Here is a 10,639-nt window from a genome sequence, read left to right as displayed (position 1 = left end):
GCATGACTGTTAATCATGATGTCGTAGGTTCGAGTCCTACTGGCGGAGTAAGTGCCCGAAAGGGGTTTTTTTTTATTTTTCTTTTTTATTAGATAAGTAAAAAAGGTTCTTTCGAACCTTTTTTTAGTTAAAGAATACATTGTATAGAGCTTTTATGGCTTGTTTTTCTTGTTCTTGATTAACTACAAACATGATAGAAACTTCACTGGATCCTTGGGAAATCATTTGGATATTAATGTTGTTTTCTGATAAAGCTTTCGTAGCTGTTGCAGTTACACCGATCTGATTTTTCATATTTTCTCCTACTATCATGATAATAGAAAGATCATGTTCGATTTCTGCATAGTCCACTTGTAAGTCTTGGATTAAATGTTTTAAGATTTCTTGTTCTTTAATTGGGGTTAATTCTTTCGAACGTAGAATAACCGATAAATCGTCAATTCCAGTTGGCATGTGATCCCAACTAATATTCAAATCTTCTAAAATTTGTAATAGTTTTCTACCAAAACCGACTTCTCTATTCATTAGGTACTTTGTGGTATTAATGCTGACAAATCCAGAATCTCCTGCTATTCCAACAACTTTAACATTTTCATCGGTATGGTTCAGCACAATCTTGGTACCTGGATGTTTTGGATTGTTGGTGTTTTTAATGACCATTGGAATTTTTCCACGATATGCAGGAACAAGTGCTTCATCATGGAGGACACTAAAGCCAGCATAGGCTAATTCCCGCATCTCTTTATAGGTTAATTCAGGAATAGAATGAGGATGTTTAATGATTCCTGGGTGGGCTGCAAAAATACCGTCTACGTCCGTAAAGTTCTCGTAGAGATCTGCTTTAACTCCGGCTGCGATAATGGATCCTGTAATGTCAGATCCTCCTCTCGAGAATGTACATACTTGGTCCTCTTTTGTAATTCCAAAGAATCCTGGGATAACTAAAATCTCATTATGGTTTATCAGTTCTTCAATCTTGTCATAACTAGAAGGGAGAATACGAGCATTGCAAGGTTCACTTGTTACAAAAATACCTGCATTTTTTGGATGAATATATTTTGCATCTAACCCTTTTTTTACAAAGTATGCTGCGATTAGTTTTGCATTGTTGTTCTCTCCAGCGGCCAAGAAAGTATCATATAAGAAGGTGTTATCGGATTTGGGCAGTGTTGCAAGAGACTTGATATCTCTAGAAATCTCTTCAATGATTTCCTCGTCCAAGTCTAGCTCCTCTGTAATAGAACGATAGCGATTGATAATCCATTCTTGACTTTGACTAGTATCTTTTCCGTTGGTATATTCTTTGTAATACTTAATGAGGGCATCTGTAACTTTTGTATCCTCAGGATTTCGTTTCCCTGGGGCAGAGACGACAACGTATTTACGGGTTTCATCTTCTTTAACGATATTGAATACTTTTTCTAGCTGGGTAGCAGATGCTAATGAACTACCACCAAATTTAACTACTTTCATGTGGACTCCTTTACACAACTTTCTTTAAATTATACCAAAGATAGAGCCTTGTTACAAACTAAAATACCACTGTTATCAAGGGAGTCTTTCGGCTGAGACACTTTGTTATGAAAATGTAATTTACTTCTCAAAGTAGTTGTGCTAAAATAATATAAAAATAAACAAGTTCAACTATCAAATAATTTGAATAGCTAATTAGTAAAGAGGTGCCTTATGGTGTTCGAAACGATTATATTTTCTGTAGAAGAGGATCTCGCATCTATTATTTTAAATAGGCCTGAGGTTTCAAATGGTTTTAACATTCCAATGTGTCAGGAAATTCTTGAAGCATTAGAATTAGCTGAGAAGAACGCAGACGTTCGTTTTATTTTATTTAAAGCAGTCGGAAAGGTTTTTTCAGTCGGTGGTGATTTAGCAGAGATGAAACGGGCTGTCGATGCCGATGATATCGATTCTTTAACGCAAATTGCGGAATTGGTTAATCAAATCTCCAAAAGGATGAAGCAAATTCCAAAACCGGTGATCATGGTCGCAGATGGTGCGGTTGCAGGAGCAACTGCTAATATGGCAGTAGCGGCAGATTTTTGTATTGCTTCTGATAAAGCTAAGTTTATTCAAGCCTTTGTGGGAGTCGGTTTAGCTCCTGATGCTGGTGGTCTTTTCCTTTTAGGAAGAGCGATTGGTTTGAGTAGAGCAAGTCAGTTAGCGATGACTGGTGAACCATTAGGTGCTGAGAAGGCTCTAGAATATGGCGTTGTTTATAAGGTTTCTGAAGTAGAGAAATTAGAAAAGACTGTCAACCAACTTCTCATGAAGTTAAGACGGAGCTCAGACAATTCTTTTGCTGCGATTAAGGAGTTGGCATGGTCTAGTATGTTGACTGACTGGGATTGCTATGCCGAAATTGAGTTGAGGTTACAAAGAAATCTATCTCTAAAAGAAGACTTCAAAGAGGGAGTTATTGCATATTCAGAGCGTCGGCGTCCAAAATTCCAAGGAAAATAAAAACGTAAAATTTTTATGTTTTTGTTGTTGAGTCTTGCTATTTGGTTTGAATTTTGATAAAATTCGATTATCAAAGTAATGAATAGGGGGTGTGGTTTTTGAATTTTCAACTAGTCAATGATTATCTTACATCCATTTTTAACAACGTATTAGTCATCGAAGAAACTAGTCTACGTAGCAGTCGTTTTAATGATGTTTCTATTAAGGAAATGCACACAATTGATGTGATCGGCTCAACACCAAACGCAACTCCAAGTGATATTTCGCGTTCGTTAATGGTAACGTTAGGTACAGTCACTACCAGTTTAAATAATCTTGAACGAAAAGGTTATATTGAACGAACCAGATCTGAAGTTGATCGTCGTGTTGTCCATTTGAGTTTGACAAAAAGAGGAAAGCTCTTGTATCGCCTTCACCAACAATTTCACAAGCGGATGGTCAATCAGATTATCGATGGGATGTCTCCAGATGAACGGAAAGTGATGCAAAAAGGTTTGCAGAACCTTTATCGTTTCTTGGAGGAGTTGAAATAATGACTTTTGCAAAAATAAGTCAAGTAGCCCATTATTCGCCTAGCCAAGTGATTTCCAATCAAGATCTTTCTGAACGGATGGATACCAGCGATGAGTGGATTGCAAGTCGGACGGGAATTCGGAAGCGACATATATCCAAGTCGGAATCAACCAGCGATTTAGCTGCGGAAGTAGCTCGTCGCTTACTTAAAAAGAGTGGTTTACATGCGGATCAGTTGGATTTTATCTTTGTTGCAACAATTTCTCCGGATTCTATGATGCCATCTACAGCTGCTCGCGTTCAAGCTAAAATTGGGGCCTCTAGAGCTTTTGTTTTTGATTTGACAGCTGCTTGTAGTGGATTTGTCTTTGCGCTTGCGACTGCTGAAAAGTTTATTCGCTCTGGACAGTACAAACGAGGAATTGTTATCGGAAGTGAAACCTTGTCGAAAGTGATCGATTGGGAAGATCGGACAACAGCAGTCTTATTTGGAGATGGTGCTGGTGGCGTTTTATTGGAAGCTTCCGAGCAACAAACTTTTTTAGCAGAAAGTCTGTTTTCAGATGGTTCCCGTGGAGAGGTTCTTCAATCATCATCTGTTGGTTTATCTTCACCATATTCTGATAAGGAAGAAGATAAAAAATATTTGTCAATGGATGGGAGAGCAGTCTTTGATTTTGCTATTCGGGATGTGGCTAAGAGTATTAAAAATGTGTTAGCAGCTGCTCCAGTGCCTGTTGAGGAGATTGATTATTTTCTTCTGCACCAAGCAAATGACCGTATCCTAGATAAAATGGCTAAGAAAATCGGGGTTGATCGGGAAAAACTTCCTGCAAACATGATGGAATATGGTAACACTAGTGCCGCAAGTATTCCAATTTTATTATCGGAGTGTGTCGACCAGGGACTGATCAAATTGGATGGAAGTCAAACAATTCTTCTGTCTGGATTTGGTGGAGGTTTGACATGGGGCTCACTTCTTGTTACAATCTAGTTAAATATGTGGAAACACATTTTAAAAATTTTTAATTATTTTAAGGAGGCCAATCATGGCAGTATTTGAAAAAGTACAAGAAATTATCGTTGAAGAACTTGGTAAAGAACCATCAGAAGTAACACTTGAGTCTACTTTTGAAGATCTTGAAGCTGATTCATTGGATTTGTTCCAAGTGATTTCAGAAATTGAAGATGCATTCGACATTCAAATTGAAACTGAAGAAGGATTGTCTACTGTAGGTGACCTTGTAGCTTACGTAGAAGAGAAAACTAAATAATAATGGATGAGAGTATCGAAAGATATTCTCTCTTGTTTAGGTAATAGTTTGACGCTCAAAGCAAAGAACCGCTTTCAAACTATTACTTAAGCGAAAATGAGGAAGGTACTATGCAAACACGAATTACAGAATTATTAAATATTAAATATCCAATTTTCCAAGGTGGTATGGCTTGGGTCGCTGATGGTGATCTAGCGGGCGCTGTATCCAATGCGGGTGGTCTTGGAATCATCGGTGGAGGAAATGCACCTAAAGAAGTTGTCAAAGCGAATATTGATCGTGTCAAATCCATTACTGACAAACCTTTTGGGGTGAATATCATGCTCCTCTCTCCTTTTGCGGATGACATCGTTGACTTGGTCATTGAAGAAGGGGTTAAAGTTGTTACCACTGGTGCAGGAAATCCTGGGAAATACATGGATCGCTTCCATGAAGCTGGCATTACCGTTATCCCGGTTGTACCTTCAGTAGCTTTAGCAAAACGGATGGAAAAACTAGGTGCAGATGCTGTGATTGCTGAAGGAATGGAAGCAGGAGGGCATATTGGTAAATTGACGACCATGACCCTGGTTCGTCAAGTGGTCGAAGCTGTCTCTATTCCAGTTATTGGTGCTGGTGGTGTAGCAGATGGTGCTGGAGCGGCTGCGGTCTTCATGCTTGGAGCAGATGCTGTTCAAGTAGGAACACGCTTTGTCGTTGCTAAAGAATCGAATGCTCACCAAAACTTTAAGAATAAAATCTTGAAAGCTAAGGACATTGATACAGTGGTGTCTGCGTCGGTTGTTGGACATCCAGTTCGTGCGATTAAGAATAAATTGGCTTCTGCCTATAACCAAGCTGAAAAAGATTTCTTGGCTGGTAAGAAGACTCAAGAAGAAATTGAAGAACTTGGTGCAGGTGCACTTCGCAATGCTGTTGTGGACGGAGATGTCGATAACGGATCTGTCATGGCGGGGCAAATTGCGGGTCTTGTAAGCAAAGAAGAAACCTGTGCTGAAATCTTGGAAGATATCTACCTTGGGGCTGCTAAGGTGATTCAGAAAGAAGCAGCTCGCTGGGCTGATGTGAAATTCTAACAAGTAAAGGAAAGGAAGAGAACAGTGACAAAACGTGCCTTCTTATTTGCTGGTCAAGGTGCTCAAAAATTGGGGATGGCTAGTGACTTGTATGCAACCTATCCAATTGTCAAGGAAACCTTTGATACCGCAAGTCAGATTTTGGGTTATGATTTACGAAAATTGATTGATTCTGACGAAGAAAAGCTCAATCAAACACGCTATACCCAACCGGCTATTTTGACAACCTCAGTTGCTATTTATCGTCTGTTGGCAGAAAAAGGAATTACACCGGATATTGTGGCGGGTCTTTCTCTAGGAGAATATTCTGCTTTAGTTGCTGCGGGCGCTCTTTCTTTTGAAGAAGCGGTTGCCTTGGTTTCTAAACGGGGTGAATTTATGGAAACTGCTGCACCTGCTGGAAGTGGGAAGATGGTAGCAATTATGAATACAGATCCTGCCTTGATTGAAGAAATCTGCCAGAAGGCTTCTGTGAAGGGAGTTGTTACCCCCGCAAACTACAATACCCCTGCTCAAATTGTAATTGGTGGAGAGGTTGAAGCTGTAGATTATGCAGTTGAATTATTACAAGAAGCGGGCGCTAAGCGTCTAATCCCACTCAATGTCTCTGGTCCCTTCCATACAGCTTTACTCGCTTCTGCTAGTGAGAAACTAGCGACTGAACTTGAAAAAGTTACTTTTAAGGACTTTACCTTACCTTTGGTTGGGAATACAGAAGCGCAGATTATGAAATCAGATGAAATCAAAACATTATTGGCTCGCCAGGTGATGGAGCCCGTTCGTTTCTATGATTCGATTGCGACGATTCAAGAATTTGGAGTGGATGAAGTGATTGAGATTGGTCCAGGTAAGGTCTTGACTGGTTTCTTGAAAAAAATCGATAAAACTCTTCCAACAAAAAATGTTGAGGATCAGGCTAGCCTTGATGCCCTACTGAACGAATAGATGAGGTGACTATGGAACTAAAGAATAAAAATGTATTTGTTACTGGCTCAAGTCGAGGCATTGGATTGGCTATTGCTCATAAATTTGCTTCAAAAGGTGCCAACATTGTCTTAAATAGTCGTGGAGAACTACCAGCAGGCCTAGTAGATGAATTTGCCTCTTACGGTGTGAAAGTTGTTGGCGTTACTGGGGATGTATCCCAAGCTACGGAAGCGAAGCGAATGGTGGCGGAAGCGATTGACGCACTTGGATCAGTAGATATTCTTGTCAACAATGCTGGGATTACCAATGATAAGCTCATGTTAAAATTGACGGAAGAAGATTTTGAGCAAGTCTTGAAGGTGAATTTGACTGGTGCTTTTAATATGACACAATCAGTCTTAAAACCGATGACCAAAGCACGTGAAGGTGCTATCATTAACATGTCGAGTGTTGTCGGTCTGACAGGAAATGTTGGACAAGCTAACTATGCTGCCTCGAAAGCTGGTTTAATCGGTTTTTCTAAATCGGTAGCGCGTGAAGTAGCCGGAAGAAATGTTCGAGTCAATGTCATTGCTCCGGGCTTCATTGAGTCTGATATGACAGAAGGACTTCCGGAAAAAATTAAAGAAATGTCTCTCGCTCAAATTCCAATGAAAAGATTTGGAAATACAGAAGAAGTGGCAGATGTTGCAGTCTTTCTTGCGACTCAAGAATATCTAACAGGGCAAGTCATCGCAATTGATGGTGGCTTAACCATGCAATAAAAAGAGGTAGGTTTTGAAATGAAATTAAATCGTGTTGTTGTAACAGGCTATGGCTTGACATCTCCAATCGGAAACACTCCAGAAGAATTTTGGAATAGCTTAAAAGAAGGAAAGATTGGAATTGGTCCGATCACAAAATTTGACCACAGTGACTTTGCTGTTCATAATGCAGCTGAAATCCAAGATTTTCCATTTGATAAGTACTTTATCAAGAAAGATACAAATCGCTTTGATAACTACTCTTTATATGCTTTGTATGCAGCTCAAGAAGCTGTGAATCATGCAGGTTTAGACGTAGAGGCAATTGATAAAGATCGTTTTGGTGTTATTGTTGCTTCTGGTATCGGTGGCATCAAAGAAATCGAAGATCAAGTGATTCGTTTGCATGAAAAAGGACCAAAACGTGTCAAACCAATGACCCTTCCAAAAGCTCTGCCAAATATGGCATCTGGGAATGTTGCGATGCGTTTTGGAGCTAATGGAATTTGTAAATCAATCAACACAGCTTGTGCCTCTTCAAATGATGCGATTGGGGATGCTTTCCGCGCTATTAAGTTTGGTTTCCAAGATTTGATGTTGGTAGGTGGTTCAGAAGCTTCTATTACGCCATTTGCAATCGCCGGTTTCCAAGCCCTAACAGCTCTTTCAACAACAGAAGATCCAACTCGTGCTTCTATTCCATTTGATAAAGATCGGAATGGATTTGTAATGGGAGAAGGATCAGGAATGTTGGTGCTTGAAAGTTTGGAACACGCTGAAAAACGTGGTGCAACCATTCTTGCTGAAGTCGTGGGTTACGGAAATACCTGTGATGCCTACCATATGACTTCTCCACATCCAGAAGGCCAAGGAGCTATCAAGGCAATGAAGTTGGCTTTAGATGAGGCAGAAATTGAACCAGCTCAAGTTGGTTATGTCAACGCCCATGGTACCTCTACTCCAGCAAATGAAAAAGGAGAAAGTGGTGCAATCGTTTCTGTATTTGGTACAGAAGTTCCAGTATCTTCTACAAAATCATTTACAGGTCACCTCTTGGGAGCAGCAGGAGCAGTTGAAGCCATTGCAACGATCGAAGCAATTCGCCATCAATATGTTCCAAAAACTGCTGGAACACAAGAGTTATCAGATTATATTGAAGCCAATGTCATCTTTGGTGAAGGCCAAGAGCGTCCGATTTCTTATGCTATTTCCAATACATTTGGATTTGGAGGACACAATGCTGTCTTAGCCTTTAAACGTTGGGAGGGATAAAGTGAATATTCAAGAAATTAAAGACTTAATGAGTCAATTTGACCAATCCAGTCTTCGTGAATTTACCTATCAAAATGCAACTGATGTGCTATCATTTAGTAAAAACTCTGGCAGTGTAGCCAGCCTGCAACCGGCTACTCCAGCTCCTGTAGTTCAGGAAACAGCACCCGCTGTTGAGAGCCTTGTTGTTCTTGCAGAAGAAACAGTTGCTCCTTCAGTACCAGCTCCAGAAGCTGCTCCAGCAGTGGCAGCAGAAGGGGAAGTAGTTGAAAGTCCTCTTGTCGGTGTAGCTTATTTAGCTTCAGGTCCAGATAAACCAGCCTTTGTTCAGGTTGGAGATAGCGTCTCAAAAGGCCAAACTCTATTGATTATTGAAGCAATGAAAGTCATGAACGAAGTTCCTGCACCAAGGGATGGAATTGTAACGGAAATCCTTGTTTCAAATGAAGAAATGGTTGAGTTTGGGAAAGGATTGGTGCGGATTAAATGATCGATATTCAAGCTATTAAAGAGGCTCTTCCGCACCGCTACCCTATGTTATTGGTGGATCGCGTCCTTGAAACAAGCGAGGATACGATTGTAGCCATCAAGAATGTTACGATCAATGAGCCCTTCTTTAATGGGCACTTTCCAAGCTACCCAGTTATGCCAGGTGTTCTCATTATGGAAGCCTTGGCACAAACTGCCGGTGTCTTAGAATTGTCCAAACCAGAAAATAAAGGGAAATTAGTCTTTTACGCTGGAATGGATAAGGTTAAATTTAAAAAACAAGTTGTTCCGGGAGATCAGCTCGTGATGACGGCTACCTTTGTTAAGCGTCGTGGCTCGATTGCGGTCGTGGAAGCAAAAGCGGAAGTCGACGGGAAATTAGCTGCTAGCGGAACCCTGACATTTGCAATTGGTAACTAGGGAGGTTTCTATGTTCCGAAAAATTTTAATCGCGAATCGTGGTGAAATTGCGGTCCGGATTATTCGAGCTGCTCGTGAATTAGGAATTGAAACAGTCGCTGTCTATTCAACGGCTGATAAGGAAGCCTTGCATACCTTACTTGCGGATGAAGCAGTTTGTATTGGGCCTGCCAAGTCAACAGAGTCGTATTTGAATATGAATGCCGTCTTATCTGCGGCAGTTCTAACTGGTTCAGAAGCCATTCACCCAGGTTTTGGATTTTTAAGTGAAAATTCGAAGTTTGCAACCATGTGTGAAGAAGTCGGAATTAAGTTTATCGGACCATCAGGATCTGTCATGGATATGATGGGAGATAAAATTAATGCCCGGGCGCAAATGATTAAAGCAGGTGTGCCTGTTATTCCAGGATCAGATGGAGAAGTTCATTCTGCTGAAGAAGCCTTGAAGGTTGCAGATCGGATTGGTTATCCTGTCATGTTGAAGGCTTCAGCTGGAGGTGGAGGTAAAGGAATACGTAAAGTGGAACGGGCAGAAGACCTGGTTCCAGCCTTTGAATCTGCTTCAACAGAGGCTAAGGCAGCCTTTGGCAATGGTGCGATGTACCTAGAACGCGTCATCTATCCTGCTCGTCATATTGAGGTGCAAATTTTAGCTGACCAATTTGGACATGTGGTTCATTTGGGTGAGCGGGATTGCTCGCTTCAGAGAAACAATCAAAAGGTTCTTGAAGAATCCCCGTCCGTTGCAATTGGAAAGACGATTCGAGACCAAATCGGCTCTGCAGCCGTCCGAGCAGCCGAATCTGTTGGTTATGAAAATGCTGGGACGATTGAGTTTCTTTATGATGAAGGAAAAGGTGAATTTTACTTCATGGAGATGAATACTCGGGTTCAAGTTGAGCATCCCGTGACGGAATTTGTCACAGGAATTGATATCGTGAAAGAGCAAATTAAGATTGCTGAAGGCCAAGAATTGTCTGTGCGTCAAGAAGATATCCAGATTTCCGGTCATGCCATTGAATGCCGGATCAATGCGGAAAATCCTGCCTTTAACTTTGCACCAAGTCCAGGAAAGATCACCAATCTCTACCTTCCAAGTGGAGGGGTTGGCTTGCGCGTGGATTCTGCAGTCTATCCTGGCTATACGATTCCACCTTACTACGATAGTATGATTGCCAAAATCATTGTCCATGGAGAGAATCGTTTCGATGCCTTGATGAAGATGCAACGCGCCCTCTATGAGTTGGAAATTGACGGTGTAATGACCAACAGTGATTTCCAATTGGATTTGATTTCAGATTCGAATGTGATTGCTGGTGATTACGATACCGCCTTTCTGATGGAAAAATTTTTACCAAATTATCAGAAAAATCAATAAGCATTGAACTTTGTAAATGTGAGATTCATTTTCACAAGGAATGAATGCGCACAATTACAAAGTTCTTTT

General features: G+C 40.7%; 12 protein-coding genes and 1 tRNA gene (1 of these 13 cut by a window edge). 12 read left to right on the top strand and 1 reads right to left on the bottom strand.

Annotation, left to right across the window (positions count from 1 at the left end):
• Window positions 1-48: transfer RNA gene (locus tag DW930_RS10535), tRNA-Ser, on the top strand; it begins 91 nt to the left of the window's first position.
• A gap of 75 nt (window positions 49-123) precedes the next feature.
• Here the strand turns inward: DW930_RS10535 and DW930_RS07370 are convergent.
• Complete coding sequence (locus tag DW930_RS07370) at window positions 124-1,473, bottom strand: aspartate kinase (RefSeq protein WP_123159676.1); 1,350 nt, start codon at window positions 1,471-1,473, stop codon at window positions 124-126.
• Window positions 1,474-1,686: 213 nt separating this feature from the next.
• On the opposite strand from DW930_RS07370, the gene DW930_RS07365 reads away from it, so the two are divergent.
• The 11 genes from DW930_RS07365 (at window position 1,687) to DW930_RS07315 (ending at window position 10,570) form a co-directional block, all read left to right on the top strand.
• Entirely contained in the window at window positions 1,687-2,478 is a 792-nt protein-coding gene (locus DW930_RS07365) for an enoyl-CoA hydratase (RefSeq protein WP_123159675.1), read from the top strand.
• 98 nt (window positions 2,479-2,576) lie between these two features.
• A complete protein-coding gene (locus tag DW930_RS07360) occupies window positions 2,577-3,011 on the top strand; it encodes a MarR family transcriptional regulator (RefSeq protein WP_006597415.1) in 435 nt (144 codons plus the stop codon).
• Window positions 3,011-3,985 carry a beta-ketoacyl-ACP synthase III gene (locus tag DW930_RS07355; protein ID WP_023027703.1) on the top strand — a complete coding sequence of 325 codons (975 nt, stop codon included), beginning with the start codon at window positions 3,011-3,013 and terminating at the stop codon, window positions 3,983-3,985. Before DW930_RS07360 ends, DW930_RS07355 begins: the two co-directional genes overlap by 1 nt.
• A gap of 55 nt (window positions 3,986-4,040) precedes the next feature.
• Window positions 4,041-4,265: an acyl carrier protein gene (locus DW930_RS07350; RefSeq protein WP_003003892.1), complete on the top strand. Its 225-nt coding sequence runs from the start codon at window positions 4,041-4,043 to the stop codon at window positions 4,263-4,265.
• Between the two features lie 110 nt (window positions 4,266-4,375).
• Window positions 4,376-5,341, top strand: a complete 966-nt coding sequence (gene fabK, locus DW930_RS07345) for an enoyl-[acyl-carrier-protein] reductase FabK (protein ID WP_048688761.1) — start codon at window positions 4,376-4,378, stop codon at window positions 5,339-5,341.
• Between the two features lie 24 nt (window positions 5,342-5,365).
• On the top strand, window positions 5,366-6,286 hold the full coding sequence (gene fabD, locus DW930_RS07340) for an ACP S-malonyltransferase (RefSeq protein WP_123159674.1): 921 nt from the start codon (window positions 5,366-5,368) through the stop codon (window positions 6,284-6,286).
• 11 nt (window positions 6,287-6,297) lie between these two features.
• The gene (gene fabG / locus DW930_RS07335) at window positions 6,298-7,032 is read left to right on the top strand and encodes a 3-oxoacyl-[acyl-carrier-protein] reductase (protein WP_123159673.1); all 735 of its coding nucleotides are present in this window, start codon (window positions 6,298-6,300) and stop codon (window positions 7,030-7,032) included.
• Window positions 7,033-7,050: 18 nt separating this feature from the next.
• Entirely contained in the window at window positions 7,051-8,283 is a 1,233-nt protein-coding gene (fabF, locus tag DW930_RS07330) for a beta-ketoacyl-ACP synthase II (RefSeq protein WP_117745218.1), read from the top strand.
• A gap of 1 nt (window position 8,284) precedes the next feature.
• Window positions 8,285-8,773, top strand: a complete 489-nt coding sequence (gene accB, locus DW930_RS07325; protein ID WP_123159672.1) for an acetyl-CoA carboxylase biotin carboxyl carrier protein — start codon at window positions 8,285-8,287, stop codon at window positions 8,771-8,773.
• A complete protein-coding gene (fabZ, locus tag DW930_RS07320) occupies window positions 8,770-9,192 on the top strand; it encodes a 3-hydroxyacyl-ACP dehydratase FabZ (protein WP_006596902.1) in 423 nt (140 codons plus the stop codon). The genes accB and fabZ overlap by 4 nt, the downstream gene beginning before the upstream one ends.
• 10 nt (window positions 9,193-9,202) lie before the next feature.
• Window positions 9,203-10,570, top strand: coding sequence for an acetyl-CoA carboxylase biotin carboxylase subunit (locus tag DW930_RS07315; RefSeq protein WP_023022246.1), 1,368 nt, complete (start codon window positions 9,203-9,205; stop codon window positions 10,568-10,570).
• Window positions 10,571-10,639 lie beyond the last annotated feature (69 nt).

It is taken from the genome of Streptococcus sp. AM43-2AT, assembly GCF_003603405.1.
Lineage (GTDB): Bacteria > Bacillota > Bacilli > Lactobacillales > Streptococcaceae > Streptococcus > Streptococcus ilei.
The sequence above is the reverse complement of the archived record's forward strand: the minus strand, read 5'-3'. Positions and strand labels throughout refer to the sequence as shown.

What these genes read in the sequence shown, in the direction of transcription:
- fabG (WP_123159673.1), top strand. Translation starts at nt 6,298, where the DNA reads ATGGAACTAAAGAATAAAAATGTATTTGTTACTGGCTCAAGTCGAGGC.
- fabZ (WP_006596902.1), top strand. Translation starts at nt 8,770, where the DNA reads ATGATCGATATTCAAGCTATTAAAGAGGCTCTTCCGCACCGCTACCCT.
- fabK (WP_048688761.1), top strand. Translation starts at nt 4,376, where the DNA reads ATGCAAACACGAATTACAGAATTATTAAATATTAAATATCCAATTTTC.
- DW930_RS07350 (WP_003003892.1), top strand. Translation starts at nt 4,041, where the DNA reads ATGGCAGTATTTGAAAAAGTACAAGAAATTATCGTTGAAGAACTTGGT.
- DW930_RS07315 (WP_023022246.1), top strand. Translation starts at nt 9,203, where the DNA reads ATGTTCCGAAAAATTTTAATCGCGAATCGTGGTGAAATTGCGGTCCGG.
- DW930_RS07355 (WP_023027703.1), top strand. Translation starts at nt 3,011, where the DNA reads ATGACTTTTGCAAAAATAAGTCAAGTAGCCCATTATTCGCCTAGCCAA.
- DW930_RS07365 (WP_123159675.1), top strand. Translation starts at nt 1,687, where the DNA reads ATGGTGTTCGAAACGATTATATTTTCTGTAGAAGAGGATCTCGCATCT.
- DW930_RS07370 (WP_123159676.1), bottom strand. Translation starts at nt 1,473, where the DNA reads ATGAAAGTAGTTAAATTTGGTGGTAGTTCATTAGCATCTGCTACCCAG.
- fabF (WP_117745218.1), top strand. Translation starts at nt 7,051, where the DNA reads ATGAAATTAAATCGTGTTGTTGTAACAGGCTATGGCTTGACATCTCCA.